General features: G+C 60.0%; 13 protein-coding genes and 1 tRNA gene. 6 read left to right on the top strand and 8 right to left on the bottom strand.

Features of this window, described 5'->3' with window-relative positions; all coding sequences use genetic code 11:
• Positions 1 to 3 precede the first annotated feature (3 nt).
• Genes traF through ACLD1Y_RS13135 form a run of 3 tightly spaced genes read left to right on the top strand, consistent with a single transcriptional unit; the run spans position 4 to position 5,010 of the window.
• A complete protein-coding gene (traF, locus tag ACLD1Y_RS13125) occupies positions 4 to 816 on the top strand; it encodes a conjugal transfer protein TraF (protein ID WP_429478375.1) in 813 nt (270 codons plus the stop codon).
• Entirely contained in the window at positions 813 to 2,234 is a 1,422-nt protein-coding gene (locus ACLD1Y_RS13130) for a conjugal transfer protein TraH (RefSeq protein ID WP_429478376.1), read from the top strand. Before traF ends, ACLD1Y_RS13130 begins: the two co-directional genes overlap by 4 nt.
• Positions 2,235 to 2,247: 13 nt before the next feature.
• On the top strand, positions 2,248 to 5,010 hold the full coding sequence (locus ACLD1Y_RS13135) for a conjugal transfer protein TraG N-terminal domain-containing protein (protein ID WP_429478377.1): 2,763 nt from the start codon (positions 2,248 to 2,250) through the stop codon (positions 5,008 to 5,010).
• Positions 5,011 to 5,015: 5 nt separating this feature from the next.
• On the opposite strand, the gene ACLD1Y_RS13140 is transcribed toward ACLD1Y_RS13135, so the two are convergent.
• From ACLD1Y_RS13140 to ACLD1Y_RS13170, 7 genes are all read right to left on the bottom strand, one after another.
• Complete coding sequence (locus tag ACLD1Y_RS13140) at positions 5,016 to 5,351, bottom strand: hypothetical protein (protein ID WP_429478378.1); 336 nt, start codon at positions 5,349 to 5,351, stop codon at positions 5,016 to 5,018.
• Between the two features lie 184 nt (positions 5,352 to 5,535).
• Positions 5,536 to 5,826 carry a type II toxin-antitoxin system RelE/ParE family toxin gene (locus ACLD1Y_RS13145; protein WP_429478379.1) on the bottom strand — a complete coding sequence of 97 codons (291 nt, stop codon included), beginning with the start codon at positions 5,824 to 5,826 and terminating at the stop codon, positions 5,536 to 5,538.
• A gap of 5 nt (positions 5,827 to 5,831) precedes the next feature.
• Positions 5,832 to 6,095: a type II toxin-antitoxin system ParD family antitoxin gene (locus tag ACLD1Y_RS13150; RefSeq protein ID WP_429478380.1), complete on the bottom strand. Its 264-nt coding sequence runs from the start codon at positions 6,093 to 6,095 to the stop codon at positions 5,832 to 5,834.
• 487 nt (positions 6,096 to 6,582) lie between these two features.
• Positions 6,583 to 7,002 carry a hypothetical protein gene (locus ACLD1Y_RS13155; protein WP_429478381.1) on the bottom strand — a complete coding sequence of 140 codons (420 nt, stop codon included), beginning with the start codon at positions 7,000 to 7,002 and terminating at the stop codon, positions 6,583 to 6,585.
• A complete protein-coding gene (locus ACLD1Y_RS13160) occupies positions 6,999 to 7,844 on the bottom strand; it encodes an RHS repeat domain-containing protein (RefSeq protein ID WP_429478382.1) in 846 nt (281 codons plus the stop codon). Before ACLD1Y_RS13160 ends, ACLD1Y_RS13155 begins: the two co-directional genes overlap by 4 nt.
• Before the next feature lie 12 nt (positions 7,845 to 7,856).
• Positions 7,857 to 13,274: a hypothetical protein gene (locus ACLD1Y_RS13165; RefSeq protein WP_429478383.1), complete on the bottom strand. Its 5,418-nt coding sequence runs from the start codon at positions 13,272 to 13,274 to the stop codon at positions 7,857 to 7,859.
• A gap of 483 nt (positions 13,275 to 13,757) precedes the next feature.
• Positions 13,758 to 13,847 (bottom strand) — tRNA-Ser (locus tag ACLD1Y_RS13170).
• A 321-nt stretch (positions 13,848 to 14,168) separates the two neighbouring features.
• On the opposite strand from ACLD1Y_RS13170, the gene ACLD1Y_RS13175 reads away from it, so the two are divergent.
• From ACLD1Y_RS13175 to ACLD1Y_RS13185, 3 genes are all read left to right on the top strand, one after another.
• Complete coding sequence (locus ACLD1Y_RS13175) at positions 14,169 to 14,861, top strand: crotonase/enoyl-CoA hydratase family protein (RefSeq protein WP_429478384.1); 693 nt, start codon at positions 14,169 to 14,171, stop codon at positions 14,859 to 14,861.
• 212 nt (positions 14,862 to 15,073) lie between these two features.
• The gene (locus ACLD1Y_RS13180) at positions 15,074 to 15,796 is read left to right on the top strand and encodes a lysophospholipid acyltransferase family protein (RefSeq protein WP_429478385.1); all 723 of its coding nucleotides are present in this window, start codon (positions 15,074 to 15,076) and stop codon (positions 15,794 to 15,796) included.
• A 195-nt stretch (positions 15,797 to 15,991) separates the two neighbouring features.
• Positions 15,992 to 16,963, top strand: a complete 972-nt coding sequence (locus ACLD1Y_RS13185) for a magnesium and cobalt transport protein CorA (RefSeq protein ID WP_429478386.1) — start codon at positions 15,992 to 15,994, stop codon at positions 16,961 to 16,963.
• Here the strand turns inward: ACLD1Y_RS13185 and ACLD1Y_RS13190 are convergent.
• Complete coding sequence (locus tag ACLD1Y_RS13190) at positions 16,941 to 17,675, bottom strand: amidotransferase (RefSeq protein WP_429478387.1); 735 nt, start codon at positions 17,673 to 17,675, stop codon at positions 16,941 to 16,943. The genes ACLD1Y_RS13185 and ACLD1Y_RS13190 overlap by 23 nt on opposite strands.
• Between the last annotated feature and the right edge of the window lie 44 nt (positions 17,676 to 17,719).

The raw sequence follows: 17,719 nt of genomic DNA on the forward strand, positions 1-17,719 counted from the left end.
CGTATGAACAGCAGACGCTGGGTGGGCGTGGTGCTGCTGGGTGCAGTCTTCGGCGCGACGGCTGAAGACGGCCGCCCCGCCCCGTATTGGGCAGACAGCTGGCGTGGCTGGCACTTCTACGAAGCGCCGCTGCTCGTGATGCCACCCGCGCCCATCGCCCCGACAGCGCCCGCTCCTACGCTGGGCGATGCGCCGGAGCTGGAGGCCTTCGCTCATTTGCAGCGCACCCTGGAGACCTACAAGAACATCGCCATCATGCGCCCGACGGAAAGCAACGTGCGTCGCTATATGACCCTGGAAGCCCAGGTGGCCACGCGGGCCTCGGTGTTTGCCGACATGGCCCAGCGCATCGCCTGGACTACCCCGACGCTGGATCCGACCCTGCAAGGGCGCCCGGTCAATGCCCAGGCGTTGGAGGTGTTTGATCGCCTGCAGCGGGATGAGCGCGTGCAGCAGGTCGCACAGTTACGCAGCAATCACGTGCTGCTGTATTTCTTCCGCAGCGATTGCCCGTACTGCCAGGCCTTCACCCCAACCTTGCTGGCGCTGCAACAGCGCACAGGCCTGCGCATCGAGGGGGTCAGCCTGGATGGCGGAAGATTGCCGGGCTTGACCCGGGTGCGCCCCGACAACGGTATCGCCCGCACATTGAACGTTACGCAGGTGCCTGCGGTGTTTCTGGCCCAACCGTTTAGCGGGCAGATCACCGCCATTGGCTTTGGCGTGCTCTCGGAAAGCCAACTGCTGGAGCGCCTGACCCGTGCCGCCGTGCCCACCCAATGGGCGCGTGCCCCTCTGCCTGGAGGCTCACCATGAAACGCTACCTTTCCCTCTGCCTGCTTATTGGCCTGCTAGCCTTGCCCAGCGCCAGGGCCGGCGACCTGAACACCGAGGTCGACAACCTGTTCAACCAACTCGGTGCGGTCGGCAATGTCACCGAACCGGGGGCCTTTCGTGGCCAGGTCTACGACACCTACACCGGCGGCAACCTAATGCTGCGCACACCGACCAAGGTCTATCAGCTCGCGGCCATCGAACTGCCCAGCGCCAAGGCCGGCTGTGGTGGCATCGATGTGTTTGGCGGGGCCTTTTCGCACATCTCCGCCACCGAGTTCAAAAACATGCTGCGCAATATCACCGCCGCCCTGCCTGGCATCGCCTTTCAACTGGCCTTGGAATCGGTGTCGCCCATGCTCGGTGGCCTGAGCAAGTGGGCCAAGGGCCTGGAAACCTGGATCAACAATGCGCGGATCAACTCCTGCGAAACCGCCAAGGCGCTGGTCAGCAGCGCCGCCGAAGCCTTGGGCTACAGCTCGCAGGAAACCTGCGCCGACCTGGCGATTTCTTTGGGCTTGGAAAGCGACCGGGATGGCGCCCGCCGCCGCTGTGCCAGCGACCGCCCCGGCGTGCTGGCCCAAGCCCGCGGCTCGAACGACCCGAAGGTGCGTAATCGCGCGCCGTTTGTCGGCAACCTGACCTGGACCGCCTTGCAACGCACCGGCAATCATCTGGACGATCAACAGCGCGAACTGATCATGAGCCTGGTCGGCACGGTCATCTACTACCCCGAAGAAAGCACCCGTGACCCCGAGCCCCTCGCGCCGACGCTGACCTCAATCCAGCAATTGCTTTATGGCCAAAGCGCCGGTTCCGGCGGCACCGTGGTGCAACACCTGCTGCGCTGTAACAACTACAGCAGCTGCGACCAGGTATCCCTGAACACCAATTACAGCCATACGCCGCTGACCGTGCGGGTGGAAACACTGATGCGCTCGATTGCCGACAAGATCGCCAGCCGCACGCCCATTCCCAGCCCATCGGCGGAAATCGGCTTCGTCAACCAGACCAGCGAGCCGGTGTACAAGATGCTCTCCATCGGCGCGACCATTCCGGGGTCGGGCTTGAGTGACAGCCTGATCGCACAGTACCGCGACCTGATCGCCGCTGATTACGCATATGTGTTTCTGGAGCGCAACCTGCGTGTGGGCCTGGCCGCACTGGAGAAAGACTTCACCCTGCAGGCCGGTCAGCGCGAGCAAGCCGACCGCGTGCGCCAGCGCGCGCAGGCCATGCTCATCCAACTGGCCCAGGAGAAGAACCTGCTGTACCAGAAGGTCGGCTCATTCCGCGCAGTCGCCAGCCATCTCGAAGATCTCGAACGCCAACTGCGCACGCGCATGCCGCAACAGGTGATGGACATGCTCGGCCAGCAGGCTGCCTATCAGACACCGTAGCGAGGACTGGAAGATGTGGGAGATCTACGCCTATCAAAATGCCGACAGCCTGTTCGGCATCTTCAATGCCGCCGCCGCGATCCATGCCTCGAATGACTATCGCGCGGCGCTGGCGGCGGTGGTGTTCTGCGGTTTTATCGCCGCACTGGTCGCCTACGCGTTCGCCCCGGAAAAACTGCAAGGCTGGACCTGGCTGGGCTCGGTGGTGCTGGTGTTCTCGTTGATGATCGTGCCCAAGGTCACGGTCGGAATTGTCGACAAGACCGGCGGCGCGCCGGTCAAGGTGGTGGGCAACGTGCCGCTGGGTATCGCCGCGCTGGGCAGCCTGACCAGCACCGTCGGACACACCCTGACCGGGCTGTTCGAGACCGCGTTCCAAGTCATCCCCGGCGCCGGCGCATTACCCGGTGAGCTGGCCTACCAGAAGAATGGCCTGCTGTTCGGCCATCGGCTGGTGCGCGAAACTCGCACAGTGGTGTTTCAGGATCCGGCGTTTCGCACTGACCTGATCAACTTTCTCTACCACTGCACCAGCTACGACTTGATGGATGGCAGCCTCAATCCCAGCCAGTTCAGCCGCAGCGAGAACGTGTGGGAACTGCTGGGCACCCCCAACCCTGCCCGTTTCAGCACCCTGACGCTCGCCACCAGCGTGGATATCGCCACCTGCCCACAGGTGTACGCCAACCTGGACCGGCGCCTGCCCGCCGAACTGCGGCGTATCGAGGGTCGCCTGGCCTTTTCCCTCAACCCCACCCTGCCGGGCAGCGTGGCGGCCGGCGTGATCGCCAATCAGATTCAGCAGGCCTACCTGAAAAACCGCATCGCCGATGCGTCGGCCACCGCCGCTGGCATCATCCGCCAGAACGCGGTGCTCAATGCCCTGGACGACACCACGCGCATCGCTGGCCAGAAGACCAACGACCCGGCGACCATGGTCCTGGCCGTCGGCCGCGCCCAAGCCATCGCCCAGCAGAATGCGGCCTGGATCAACGCCGGCAAGGTCGCCGAGCAAACCCTGCCGATGCTGCGTAATGTCATTGAGGCCTTGATGTACGCGCTGTTTCCAATCCTGGTGTTGCTGATGATGCTCACCGGCGGACGCGAAACCTTGATGGTGCTCAAGGGCTATATCAGCGTGCTGATCTGGATCCAGCTATGGCCGCCACTGTATGCGGTGCTCAACTACATGGCGACCGTCTACGCGGCCTACGATCTGGCGGCGGCTGCCGACCTGGGTGGCGGGCTCAAGGGGCTGACCCTGCAAACGGCGTCGACCATCTACTCGCGCACGTTGTCTGGAGAGGCCATCGTGGGTTACCTGGTGCTGAGCATTCCGGTGATTGCGTGGGCTGCGGTCAAACGCATGGACCACCTCGGCATGGCACTGGTGGGTGGACTCTCCGGCCTGCAAGGCATGTTGACCGGCACCAGCGCCGCCGCTGCCGGCAATACCAGTCTGGGCAATGTCGGTATGGATCAAATCCGCCTGGCGCCCAACCGTACATCGGCGTTTATGAGCAGTTGGCAGAACGACCTGAGTGGCAATACCTTCTCCGGTAACGCCTTGACCGGGCGCATGGCGGCGAGCTTGTTGCGCAATGAAGGGTTTGCTTCGCGGGTGGTGTCGACCAAGGTCAGCGAGCAGGAGGTCAGTGAGGCTAGCCGGCAGGTAGATGCGGCGTATGGCGAGGCGGTCACGGCTAATCGGGAACGTGCGGCGGTGCTGACGGAGGCGTTTAGTCGAGGGTTGGCCACGTTGAAGAGTGGGACGTTTTCCAGTGCATCCAGTAACACCAGCTTGGAAGGTCAGGGTGAAACGCTGAATCGGTTGGATCGGATTTCCCAAGGTGTGTCGAAAGCTACGGGGCTGGGCCAAGCCCAAGTCGCGAACATTGCTTTCGGTGCCGCAGGGAACACCGCTATGAGGCGCGGGAAATTCGCGTTTCAAGGTCGTGGATCAACAGATAAATCCTATCAGTCCACACTTTCCGACCAGGAGGAAAAGGCGCTTGCCAGCATGAGCCAAGAACAGGTGGATAGCTTCAAGCAGTTTGCAGATCAGATTTCAAACAGCACGGGCTACAGCGGTGCGATAACGAATAATGCCAGTGAGGCACAAGACCTGAGTGCTCGGCTTGCGACCAGCGCCTCCCGCGCAGAGCAGACACAAGCCAGTTTGACCGAGCGCGTGGCCTATGCCGAACGCATGTCCTCGGCTTACGAGCAGGGCGAATCAATCGCCATTGACGTCGCGCAGGATCCGCACAATCTGGCCATGTTCATGCGCTATGCCGAACAATATGGCGGCAACAGTGCGGCGGCCAAGGTGATGATGGACGCCGAACTGGCACGCCAAGCCCTGTCACCTAACCGAGTGTTCTCCGATGGCACCGCAATGCCCACCTCGTTTGGCGAAATGAGCAATCGTCACCAGACAATGCAGCAGCAAGTGAACCAACAGAGCGATCCCACCAGCACATTTGCTCAACAGCGAAGTGCCGTTGCAGGCTGGAACAATGCGCTACCAGAAGCACCACCGGCATTCAGCACGCCCGTCCGGGAACAAGTGCAAACGCGTGCTGATGAGATGCGTAATCAAACCCAAGCCGACCAAGCAGGCTTTGACCGCCGCGCAGATCTGGTAGACACCGATGACGGAACGCTCGCATCGAACAGGTCGCAGGTGGAGCAAGCCGCAAAGCAGGTCAGCAATGATGGTCGCTCCACCTTCAAGCGCGCGAAGGATGCCGTGACGGACCTATTTAAAAAATGATGCGACTACCACTTATGTGGAATGTGGGACCGTTCCGCAGGCTCGTGCTCAAAGCTCTTCGAGTTTGAAAAAGGAGCGTGCCACTTATCTCGCCAATAGTTGGTCGCGTAGTCATTCGCATGAATGCCAGAACCCGTTGGTCGATGGATCTCATACCAATCATGAGCATCAGGCTCCGCCCTACCTCGACCGATATCCGCCACCGCCCCCCCTATCGCGCCAGCGAACATCAAGCTGATGCCCATCATCAACAAGCGCGTAAGCCAATCGTCAGGCGGCCCCCAAAGAAAGCCAAACCCGGCGCCTACGAGAAGAAAGCTGAAGAAGATCAACTTACGCATCGCACACCTCCGATCAACAGGTTGCAGATGCGAGCTGGACGGCCACAGGAGGTGGGCGAAAAGCACATCTGCCATCGGTATTTTTATACGACGGTGACAACGGTGGTTCCAGCGTTCGAATATTCAGTTACAAAAATGGGAAGAGCACTACAGATTCAGCGTGGGGCCGCTATTTTTTCCATCGTCAGCCCCTCAGCAGCTGCGGCAGATCACGAGATGCATGCAGCACTCGGACAACGGTCACCGCCTGATCAGTACATTCGAAAAACAACACGTAATGACCGTGGGTGCAGGAACGCAGATTCTCACCCAGCTCCCGGCGACTTCGATAGGCCAACGGTTTCTCCGCTATCCGCTGACACTTCTGGCGCAACTCAGCGGTAAAGCTAAGGGCTCGTTGCGGGTTGTCTTGTGCGATATACAGCGCGATCTCCTGCAGATCCTGCACTGCACGCGGAGAAATCTGCACCTTCACGACCACTAGCCTCTCGACTTGGCCAGCTCACGCACCTGCGCTTCGATTGCATCGAAGACATCTTCGGCAAGTTGCGGCTGCCCACTGTGCATGCCCTCGGCCAGCGCCGCTTTCAACTCAAGCGTCCTGGTCGCGAACTGTTGCTGCTGCTCTTCCAGTAGGCGCAAGCCCGCCCGGATCACCTCACTGACATTGTTGAAGCGCCCCGTGTCCAATTGCTGCTGGACAAAGGATTCAAAATGCGGACTCAAGACAACGCTGGTGGACATGTGGCTCTCCCGTGCAACGACCAAAACTACCAATAGATAGTAGTTTTCCCAGTCATCGCCTTCAAGCCTTCTTGATGAACGGCAGCCAACCTAGCCACTGCCAGCAGACCTCCGTCGCTTTGCCGAGGAAGCCCCGTCCTATTCAGGTTGATGTCAAAGACAAGCACCCGCCCTCACAGGCCTAACCCCTTTTCCGGCTACTACGCTTCCTAAAGAACGGAATGAGTACAACAGGCTGCATTGCTGCAAATACGATGAGAAAGAGCATCACCCCTTGACGCCACCCAACCCCAAAAAAGAAGAGCGCGCCAAGACCCAGCGCCACGATGAGCAAGGGAAGTTCCTCAAGTAGTAGCCACTTCAACCTGGTCATTTCGCTTTGTCTCTGCCCTCAAGCGACCCGTACATCAGCATCTGATTGGCGTGAGCAGTCCGGCGTCTAATCCACTGGTTCCCTCACGGATGATTCGATGATCCAAGACAAGGCTCAACCGGCCTCAGCTTGTTCTTCAACGATGACTCGCCACCGTCGCCCCAGTTCTGTCCCCAGCAAGAACGACAGGACTGTGATCGTCCAGTCAAGCAGCCAGAGCGGCGACTGTGTATTGGACCCACCAATTGCAAACAGCACCACAGCGCCGAGCAACTCGTGAAGCACAAGCACGAAGAAAGCATGGAGGTATGGCAACCGTGCCTGTACACGCGCCAGCCACACGAACACAGCACCCACAACGACTGCATCGAGCCAATAATCGAGCAAATACCGAAGAGCCAAGTGCCCTACTGACTCTCCACTGTCCACGGAGCTGCCGGTCACAGCACTGACGGTGATCCGCAGTACCAGAAGAACAATGGCAAATAGGACAACCCTTGAGAGGTTCAAAGCACTTTCCTGCTGCGCAGTCACAGCACACCGCCTTTATCACGCCAATCCCTGAGTTCCCGCGGCTTGTCCGCAATTCCGAGTTCTTCAGTGCTCTTTTCAGCACGAGCACGCTCAACTTTTGCCTCAACCGTATCACCGACAGTTTTTCCGACTGCCGCCCCAACAAATTCCGCAGCGCCTTTCCCTATTTTTCCATCCAAGACTTTTTCGGTAATCTGACCCGCCACTTCACCCGATATAGCGCCGGCCCCCTGCCCCGTAGCATCCTCACGGTTCGCAACTTTAATCGTCACTTCCACCGCATCCTTCACGGGCGCTACAGCCGTAAAATCAACAATCGTCTCGGCGATTTTTAGGTCCTCCATGTTTTGCCTATCCACCTGTGCCTGAGCCTTGTCGAAGTCTCCCCGATTGTCCACCAGCGCACGAATCCAGCGCCCAATTTTCTTGCCCATTGCCTTTGACTGACGACCGTCTGGGTCGGTGAATGTGTACGGATTATTGAAGGCATAGGCGTAGCGGTTGAATTGCCGCCAATCGCCCGTGTCATAAGCTGTTACTGGATCCACGGACAGGAAACGCCCTATCGCGGGATCGTAGTAGCGTTGCTGCATGTAAACCAACCCAGTGGCCGCATCCTGGACATGCCCGGCGTATCCCGGCCCATCGCGCAATTCTGGCAGCAACTGCGCACCGTAGGGTTCGTACTCCCGTCGCTCGATAACCCGACCGCTGCTGTCGGTGACAGCAACAATGGAGCCCAGCGCGTCGGTGTGGGTGTACTTGATCTTCTCCTGGGCCTGCGCCGTAGCGCCAAACAGCAGAAGCAACCACGGCAGGTAGGGGCGTGATCCTCGCTTCATGACTGCACCTCGTCAGATCGGTATGCCGCTATTGGGGTCGGTGGGAATGATGTCCACGGACTGCTCGACCGGGTTGGACCATGCCGAGCAGCCGGAGGCATTGCAGGCGCGTACAACATGGCCTGCTGCGCATTGCGCGGTGTATTGATTGTTCAGCCACAACGACCCGACCGAGGTCAACGGCCCGTCGTACTGCACCGCATACAACTGGCCATTGGCGTAAACCTGCAATTGGTAACGGTCGGCATATGCGATCGGCGTCCAACTCACTGAACAAGCGATTCGGAAGGGGGCATGACTGGTCTGCAGCTGAGTGGACCCAGTGATTCTCGGCACATCCGGCACCCGCCGCACCTGCACCATGCGTGGGCTGGAGAACGGACCGCAACCCGCCTTGTTACAACCGCGAACGGAATAGCCCCATGTACCCGAGGTTCTGTCCGAAACCAACTTGCCACGTTCACCACTCTCATGGATCACATTGACGGTTCCGCCGTAGTGTTCCTGCAGTTGGTAGTAGGTCGTGTGCTCCAACGCCGTCCACCCCACATTGAAGCTGCCCGTCGTGCTGAGGGCCGGCACACTCATGGCTGGCGCAGTGGGCGGTGGTACGGTGACCGCCACCGTATGGATTGCCGATGGCGCGCTGCAGCCAACGTTATTGCAGGCCAAGGCGCGGTATTGATAGCTGCCGGTTTGCCGACCGTTGAGCGTGACCTGGGTACTGGCAGCGTTGTGCACCTGCGCCCAGTTGCCGCTGTTAAACGCCTCTTCCAATTGGTAGCTCCTGGCACCAGCACTAGCCGCCCACTGCAACGTAAGGCTGCCGGTCAGGCTTTCCTCGGGTCCAGTCAAGCCGGCCGGAACCGGAGGCGGATAGATCACCTGCAAGGGGTTGGCACCCTCCAGGTAGGCACTGCAGCCATAGGGGTTGCAGGCCATCACCCGGTAACGGTAACTACCCGCGGGCTTGCCGGTGAAGGTGTGCTCCAGCGCGGGGCCATCGTATTGACCGGTCCAAGCCGTGTCAGTGCCGGCTTCTTGCAGCACGTAGCGGGTCGGGCCGGTTTCACGCGGAATCGGCGGCTGCCAGGTGATCCGGTACTGACCGCTGACGCCTATCGCGGGCACGCTGATGCCGGACGGTTGGCTCGGCGGGCGGCCAACAAAGATGGCGGCGGTGGCGCTCCAGCGACCGCAACCGGCGGCATTGCAACTGCGGGCCTGGTAGCTGTAGTGCCCCTGCCCTTTGCCGGTGACCGCATACGCCCGCCCGCCGCCGGTAAAAACGGTCTGCCACGCGGCGCCATTGTCCGACTCCCGCAGTTCGTAGCTCGCCGCCCCCGTGACCGCAGTCCACTGCACGCTATAGCGCCCATCGGTGCTATAGCCGGGAACCGTCACCGTCGGTGGTGCGGCTGCGATCAAGCCTTCGACCTGGGCAATCTGGCTGCCGTTCAGCAGGATGTAATCAACCGACAGCGCCTCTCGGGTGTTGTGCTGGGTACGCAGTACACCATCCTGCCCATACATTGAGGTGATGGGACCCAACGAGGGATGATCAGCCTGGATGCGACGGCCCTGCCCGTCGTAGCGATAGCGTTCTAGCTCCTGTGCCTCACGCAAGCGATTGCCCAGATCAAATCGGTACACCTGGCCGTTCTTCTTCGCCAGGTTGCCTTGCTCGTCGTAGTCCAGACCGATGACGGTGGCCCCGGTGTCGACCTGCATCACGTTAGCCAGTCGGTTGCGCGGGTCGTAGTAATAGCGGTGGTCGCGACCTGCAATCTGCACGGCCAGCAGGTTGTCGAGCACGTCGTAGCGATAGCGCGCGGCGTCGAACACGGGCGACGTGGTCGCGGTCAGCCGATCCAGGCCGTCATACTGCATGTCCCGGTTACCACGGCTGCCGGGCAAGCCATCGCTGATCGCGGCCACATTGCCGTTGCCGTCATAGTCATAGCTGTCGTCCAGTACCACCTCACTGCCGGCATCGCGGCTACGTTCGGGAAGCCCTCGGACATTCTGTTGCAGCGTATGCACCACCCCATTGCCGTAGGTGAAGCGCGCCATGGCACCGTTCGGAAAATAACGCACGTCGCTGGCAAAAACACTGGCTCGCGTCGGCTGGCCCAATGCATTGGGCGCGTATTCGACCCGGCGCCCCGAGGGGTAGACGTGCTCGGCCAGTGCGCCCGTGGTGCTGTAGCCATAGCCGATAGCCCAACTGGCGCCGTCGGCCTGGGCCAGGCTTTCGCCGCTCAACAGCCGACGCTTGTTGTAGCTGTAGGTATTGGTCGCCGCGATGCCGTCGTTGTAGGTGGTGATGGCCTGCACTTCACCGTCCGGCCAGTAGCTCCATTGCTGATCGCCGTTACCATCGGGGTAGACCAGTCCCGTCAACCGATTGCGGGTATCGTAGTGACGCTGCACAACCCGCCCGGACGTCAGGGCCTGCACCGTGTTGCATTGCCCTTGATCCGTCAGGCTTAGCCCCGCCGCCGACCAGGCCAGATTACCGGCCGCGTCGTAGTCCATCACCGTCGCGCCATTTTCCGGCTCAATGCTCTTGCACAGCCGACGATAACCGTCATACACATAGTGTCGGCTCACTGCCACGGTGCTGTCGGCATTACGCCGACGCAGCGACATGGGCAGACCAAAAGGATCGCGTTGTATGTCGGTGAAGCGGCCTTCAGGATGCGCGATCGTGACCGGCCATTCGGTGGTGGGCTGATCATAGGCCTGATAGGTTATGGTGGTGGACTGGCCACGTGGATCCGTGTGCCGCTCTTGGAAATCACTAAGGAACTGGGTGGTGGTCACCAACGGCCCCAGTTCACTGTCTTGCTCCTGACGGGTGAGCCGCCCCAGCGCATCGTAGGTCGAACGTGTACCGCTGAGCGCATCGGCATGCGAGCCAAGCCCACGTACGGGGTAGGACTGAAAGACCTTGCGACCCAGCGGGTCGTAACGATTGACGGTCTGGCTCAGGGTCGTACTGGGGTCGACAGCGTCGAAACGCTCCTCGACCACCGGCCGCCAGAACGCATCGAAATACGTCACCTGGCGCGCATTGCCAGTACTGACCGTCTGCTGCCAATGCCCTGCTGGCAGGCCATAACGGGCCGCACCGGCCTGACTGAATTGGGACACCGATGGTTGCCACGCCACGCTGTCGTTTTCCGGATGGTCAATACGCGTCAGGCGCCCGGCTGGATCGTAGTCGTAGCGCGTGGCAAATCCATTTTCGTCGGTCAACGAACGGATCCAGCCATGATCGTCGACACTCGCCGATTGGACGTTGCCATCGGCATGGCGGATCGCCTGCGGTACCCCGCGCTTCCACGCCGATAGCGTGGCAACGTTGCCGTTGCCATCCGTTACGGTCGCTACGGTGCCATCGGCGTAATAACCGAGGGTCTGCTGCAGCCAGCCGAAGCGGTACTGCCGCCACGGTCGGTCTGCCGCGTCGTAGTCGGTCTGCGCCACTACCGCCGACAATGGCTCGACCTGGGTCAGCGTGTGCACCTGGCCCAGTACCCACTTGGCGGTATTGTCGTGGTAGCGGGTCTCCTCGACACGCCGGTAACGGCCGTAGTCCAGGCTGCTGGCCTTGGTGACCTGGGTTGGACGGGCCAGTGCGTCGAACGCATTCACGGTGTGCTGAAAAGTGGCGCCATCCTGCTGGATCGTGGTCTGCTTGATGGGACGCAAGCGCACGGCCATCGGATCGTCAGGCCCGTAGTAGCTGGTCCCGAAGATATCCGGGAACGGCATTGTCGGCGCCTCATCGTTGCTGACATAGGTCGTCGCTTCAGAACGCAGCACCGTGCCATCGGCCGCCACCGTACGCATCTCCAGCAGCTTGCCGTCGTTGATGCCGTAGCGGATTCCGAAAACCCGATCAATGATCGACCCATCCGGTTGCCAGATGCGAGTGATCTTGCGATCCGGGCATTGGTCGCCATAACGGCACAGCGGACCATTGGCACCATAGGTCCAGGTTTGCTCTGGAACACCAGGGCCCGCCAACGTCTTCTCAAGAATCGTGTAGAGATCAAAGTAGTCGGGGGTCTGCAGGGTGTACTCGAACAGCGGCGAGAACGGAATCGCCCTGCCAATACAACTGCCGTAAGGGGTGCCAGTGCGGTGCAGCCGGTTGTAGCTGAAGCGGAAACGCCCGGTCGCACCTGAAGGATGCGTCGCCGTGAGGGTGAAACGATCTTCTCCCGGAAATGGCTCCGGGCAATTGCGGTCGTTGAGGGTGTTGATGTCCAACGCATGGTATTCCGGGCCGAGCATACCGGGGCAACCCATGCCCACGCCGGTGCAACCATCGGTATCCTCGTAGCCGTACTGCCACGTCGAGCCATCCGGGCGCGTGACCCGGGTCAGCAGATGGTTCTGCAGGTTCAATCCGAATTTGATTGGCGCGTACTCGTAACGCCAGGTCCGCCCATGGGCCGTCACTTGGGTAATGGTGTTGCCGCTGTAGCTCAGATCGATACGGCGTCCATCGCTGGCTTCGATGGTGACCAACCGATCGCCGTTGTAGTGGTAATTGACCCAATTGCCATGGCGGTCCTCGACCCGGCTGGCCATCAGGAACACCTGGGTACGCCCGCGGGTTTTCAGCGAGCTCCCGATCGAACTCACCAGGTACTTCGACAGCCTACCGCCAGCGCGCTCGCGACCGGCATTGAGGGTGTAGCGGCGACCATCGGGCGTCACCACGACAAACCCTTCGCCGGGGTAACCATTTACGGTGCCCGGTACGCACGTCACGCTGGTGAAGTCCTGCGCGACATACGGGTAGGACGCACCGTCCGTGGGACGGTGTGGATTCCGGCGATCTGCCTTCAACAGATCCCGATCCCCTATATCCGGCAAGTGAATGCGAATCCCCGAGAAGAAGTCGCCGACGTCGAACGGCGGATACGGTATCGGCGGTGCCCAGGCTGCAGGCGTACAGCGGCGCGGATCGGGCACCGTGGTGCTCCATTCGTCCCACTTCACTTGGGCGTCGAAGTTGCCGTAGATGTAGGGGATATCCAGATCCCACACCCCGAATCCGCCAAAGTTTTCCAGCTCGGACCGCGACTCGATCTTGAACCGGCGTCGCACTTGAACCGGCAGATCATTGTTGCCGGGCAGGTCGACATCGACGATGGAAAATTCCGTCGCGCCGCTGTAGGGGCTGATGGAATCGCCGAACAGGTCCGAGGTCAGCGGTGCCACTTCCTGTGCCGACCGGATCCGTTTCTCATGCTCCTGATAAGGCATCAACGGCGTGAAGTCCTGCGCGCCCCCTGCTGGGCAAAGTCCCAGCAACGCGCCCCACAAAACGATGCCTCGGCAGGCGCGTTGCGCCGCCCTCTTGAAACCGTCGCCGTTTTTACGGCACGTTGTCGTGTCACCCCACCACATGCCACACCCCTAGATTGGAGATGGGCGTAAAAGCTAGTCAGGTGCATCAGGCGTAGGTATAGGGGATCTGCGCATCGCCATATCAGGATGTTCCGCGCTGAAGTCCAGGGAAATTCTGATTTTTCTATCGGGAAATGCCGCGACAATCTTATCTTTTGAGCACGATCAAAAATTTGGTCGTTGCGTTGCTGGCGCCCTCGCCAACCAAGAACCCGCGCGTGGACGAGCGCACTGACGTTATTGGGCCAAGGGCCATCGGCGGGATGCTTCCCGGGCCGCTCAAACCATTTCTACGAGCGGTAGCCAACGTGAGATCTGCCAAGAAGGTTGCGGTGCATTTTGCGCCCGGCCCATCCTTCGTACCGGCCCAAGGCACCCCCTCAAGTCCTGTCACGAACGGGGGTACAGACGGGGGTACGTTTTCAAATCGCGGGCAAAAAAAATCCCGCAGAGCGTCTAACTCGCGGGATTTCTTCAATAATTTGGCGGTGAAGGAGAGATTCGAACTCTCGATACAATTTCTTGTATACACACTTTCCAGGCGTGCTCCTTAAGCCACTCGGACACTTCACCGTATCTCGTCAAACCAGTTCAGTCTGTCGAGGCGCGCTAATGTAGTCGAAAGGCTTTCCGATGGCAAAGGTTTTTTTCAGAATTTTCATGCGGTTAGCAGGTTATGCCATTACACACCCGGCGAGGGGCGGTGAATCTGCCATTCTCAGGCACCGGCGATACACCTCTGGGACGGCTGTTGCGCCCTGCCCTAGGCTGTCCAGCCTGTGGTGTGCGGGAAAAGTCTGACTGGGTAGTCAGTCATGGCGCTTTACCGGGGCGGGCGTGGTGGGTAACGTTTGTGCATGCCCTTCTATAACAAGTCCTACAAGGAACCGCGTCATGAGTGAGTTGATTACTTACCACCTCGAAGACGGTATCGCGACCCTGACCTTAAGCAACGGCAAGGTGAATGCCATTTCTCCGGCGGTGGTCAGTGCATTTAATGAGGCGCTGGACCAGGCGGAGAAAGATCGCGCGGTGGTGGTGATCACCGGCACGCCGGGGATTTTGTCGGGTGGGTATGATTTGAAGGTGATGACGGCTGGCCCTAAAGAAGCCATCGGCCTGGTGACCTCCGGCTCGACGCTGGCGCGTCGCCTGTTGTCGCACCCGTTCCCGGTGATTGTGGCGTGCCCTGGGCATGCGGTGGCCAAGGGTGCCTTTCTGCTGCTGTCGGCCGATTATCGGATTGGGGTGGAAGGGCCCTTCAGCATTGGCCTGAATGAAGTGGCCATCGGCATGACCATGCACCATGCCGGCATTGAGTTGGCGCGGGATCGTCTGCGTAAGTCGGCGTTTCATCGTTCGGTGATCAATGCCGAGATGTTTGACCCGCAAGGTGCCTTGCAGGCGGGTTTCCTCGATAAGGTTGTAGCGCCGGAAGAACTGCACGCGGCAGCCCTGGAAGCGGCACGGCAGTTGAAGAAGATCAATATGAACGCCCACAAGCACACCAAGTTGAAAGTGCGCCAGGCGCTGCTGGAGGCGTTGGATGACGCAATCATCCAGGACCAGGGCCATATCCTGAGTTAAGCCCTACAACCGCAAGACTAAAGCCCGACCTAGCGTCGGGCTTTTTCTTACAGATAAACCTGAAACCTCCTTAGCCGCTCTAGCCGGGCGGTGTCGGCACATGTTGAAACATGTACTTAAACATCGCCTATCTTCGACCTCTACACCGCTAATTGCCGAATACAGTGCACAACCGTACACTGCGCGACCTTTTGTCTCGATGGGCCGTGTCGATGCTTTTTCTGTTGCGTATGTTGTTGATGGGCCTGCATTTTATGATCGCCGGCGTGCTGGGCGTTCTGGTGGGGATCTGCCGGCCGTTCAACCCGGACAACAGCCGGCTGTGTGCTCGCCTCTACGCCGTACCGGCGATGCGCATTCTGGGCCTGAATGTAAAGACCGATGTGGACTCGCTGCGCAACAAGCCCGGCACCTGCGTGGTCATCGCCAACCACCAATCCAACTATGACCTGTTTGTGTTTGGCAATGTGGTGCCCCACCGCACGGTGTGTATCGCCAAAAAGAGCCTGAAATGGGTACCGCTGTTTGGCCAATTGTTCTGGCTGGCGGGCAATGTGTTGATCGACCGTGGCAATGCGCACAAGGCGCGCCGGGCGATGCTTACCACCACCCACACCTTGCAGCACGAGGACACGTCGATCTGGGTGTTCCCGGAAGGCACGCGCAATTTTGGCAACGGGCTGCTGCCGTTCAAGAAGGGCGCATTCCATATGGCGATTGCGGCCGGGGTGCCGATCGTGCAGGTGTGCGTGAGCAATTATGTGACGCAGATGCAGCTTAATCGCTGGAATAGTGGGGATGTGCTCATACGGTCGTTGGCGCCGATTCCTACGGTTGGGATGACGGCGGATGACGTGCCCGCGCTGATGCAGGCGTGTCAGGTGCAGATGGAGGCGTGTATTGCGCAGATGGATCGGGAGTTGCGGGTGGGCTGAGATCGATTGGGGGCGCTTCGAACCCCAGCGCGAGCAAGCTCGCTCACCACAAAAAGCTTGCTCACTACAGATAACTCACTCACCACAACAAGCTCGCTCACCACAAAGAAGCTGACCACAACGACGGCCGCAAGGGAACGTCATTCAGGCTAAGCTGCCCAACACCTGTCCTCCTAATAAGAAGTGATCAGCACCATGGGTAGAGTTGTCGCGGCCGCTGTCTATAGCGCCGGTAAGAAAGTCACGAATATCACCCTTGATGAAGGCGCGGCCTGGGCCGCCAAACCCGGCCACTTTGTGTGGATCGGCCTGGAAGAACCCAACGCCCTGGAGCTGGCCAACCTGCAACGCCAGTTCAACCTGCATGAATTGGCCATCGAAGACGCCCTGGAAAAACACAGCCGCCCCAAGCTCGAAACCTTCGGCGATGCGCTGTTTATCGTCACCTACTCGCCAGTGCGCGAGAACGGCAAGCTGGAGTTTATCGAGACCCATATCTTTGCCGGTAACGGCTACATCATCACCGCACGCAATGGGCACTCGGCGTCCTACGGCTTTGTGCGTCAGCGTTGTGAGGCACGGCCGTTATTGCTGGAGCATGGGGAAGATTTCGTACTCTATGCGTTGCTGGATTTTGTCACCGAGAACTACCAGCCGGTGAGCGAAGCAATCCACGCCGAAATCGATGAGCTGGAGCGCAACGTGCTGTGCAGCTCACTGAACGAGCGGGATATCCAGAACCTGCATGGCCTGCGCCGCGATGTGTTGCGGCTCAAGCGCTACGTGGCGCCGATGGTGGAGATCAGCCAGGAACTGCAGAAGCTGAGCTTCCCGTTTATCGACAAGAACATGCGCCCGTATTTCCGTGATGTGCAGATCCACGTGACACGACAAATGGAAGACCTCACCACCCTGCGCGATATCGCCAGCCAGACCATCGAGATCGGTGTGTTGCTGGAGGCTTCGCGCCAGAGCGTGGTGCAGCGCAAGTTCGCCGCGTGGGCGGCGATCCTGGCGTTCCCCACCGCGGTGGCGGGGATTTATGGGATGAACTTCCAGAACATGCCCGAGCTGCAATGGCACTACGGCTATTTTGCGGTGCTTGGGTTTATCGCGCTGGGCTGCACCGGCCTGTGGGCCAGCTTTAAACGGTCGGGCTGGCTTTAACCGGTTTGTGCGCCACAAAACGCATCATCCATTCCGCCACGGTCACGCCGTGGTGGTCATGGGCCAGGCTGGCCACGCCGCTGGAGTAGATCTGCTCGCCGAGGTTTTGCTGGCGGATATCCAGCAAAGCCCGGGAGTAATCGTGGATAAATTCCGGGTGGCCCTGGAAGCACAGCACCTGGTCATTGATGTGGTACGCGGCAAACGGGCAGAAATCGCTGGAGGCGATGACCGTGGCGTTTTCCGGTAGCGCGGTGACCTGGTCCTGGTGACTGATCAGCAGGGTCAACTCTTCCACCATCGGACTGATCCACGGTGCCTTGGCGGCCATCTTGTAGTGGTGGGTGCCCACGCCCCACCCTTGGCTGGCGCGCTCGCTTTTGCCGCCTAACAACAGCGCCAACAGTTGGTGACCAAAGCAGATACCCAGCAATTTGTCGCCGCGTTCGTAGCGGTTGAGCAGGTAGGTCTTGAGGGTCTGGATCCACGGGTCGGTGCCGAAGGAGTCGGCCTTGCTACCGGTGACCAGGTAAGCGTCGAACACCTGGTCGTCAGCGGGATAGTCGCCGTTCATCACGTTGTACACGGTGAACTCGGCCGCAATCGGCTGCTGGGAGAACAGACGCTGGAACATCTGCCCATAACCCTGATATTGATCCACCAACTCCGGGCGCAGGACATCGGTTTCCAGAATGCAGACGCGTAGCGACATAAAAAATACCTGACACGGTGATGGGAATAATGCACACCCCAGAG

This window comes from Pseudomonas sp. 18175, from assembly GCF_050432925.1.
Taxonomy (GTDB): domain Bacteria; phylum Pseudomonadota; class Gammaproteobacteria; order Pseudomonadales; family Pseudomonadaceae; genus Aquipseudomonas.

Bases quoted from the DNA above. Each gene is read 5' to 3' on its own strand.
- ACLD1Y_RS13185 (WP_429478386.1), top strand. From the start codon at position 15,992: ATGGGTAGAGTTGTCGCGGCCGCTGTCTATAGCGCCGGTAAGAAAGTC.
- traF (WP_429478375.1), top strand. From the start codon at position 4: ATGAACAGCAGACGCTGGGTGGGCGTGGTGCTGCTGGGTGCAGTCTTC.
- ACLD1Y_RS13140 (WP_429478378.1), bottom strand. From the start codon at position 5,351: ATGCGTAAGTTGATCTTCTTCAGCTTTCTTCTCGTAGGCGCCGGGTTT.
- ACLD1Y_RS13150 (WP_429478380.1), bottom strand. From the start codon at position 6,095: ATGTCCACCAGCGTTGTCTTGAGTCCGCATTTTGAATCCTTTGTCCAG.
- ACLD1Y_RS13135 (WP_429478377.1), top strand. From the start codon at position 2,248: ATGTGGGAGATCTACGCCTATCAAAATGCCGACAGCCTGTTCGGCATC.
- ACLD1Y_RS13190 (WP_429478387.1), bottom strand. From the start codon at position 17,675: ATGTCGCTACGCGTCTGCATTCTGGAAACCGATGTCCTGCGCCCGGAG.
- ACLD1Y_RS13175 (WP_429478384.1), top strand. From the start codon at position 14,169: ATGAGTGAGTTGATTACTTACCACCTCGAAGACGGTATCGCGACCCTG.
- ACLD1Y_RS13165 (WP_429478383.1), bottom strand. From the start codon at position 13,274: ATGTGGTGGGGTGACACGACAACGTGCCGTAAAAACGGCGACGGTTTC.
- ACLD1Y_RS13160 (WP_429478382.1), bottom strand. From the start codon at position 7,844: ATGAAGCGAGGATCACGCCCCTACCTGCCGTGGTTGCTTCTGCTGTTT.
- ACLD1Y_RS13180 (WP_429478385.1), top strand. From the start codon at position 15,074: ATGCTTTTTCTGTTGCGTATGTTGTTGATGGGCCTGCATTTTATGATC.
- ACLD1Y_RS13130 (WP_429478376.1), top strand. From the start codon at position 813: ATGAAACGCTACCTTTCCCTCTGCCTGCTTATTGGCCTGCTAGCCTTG.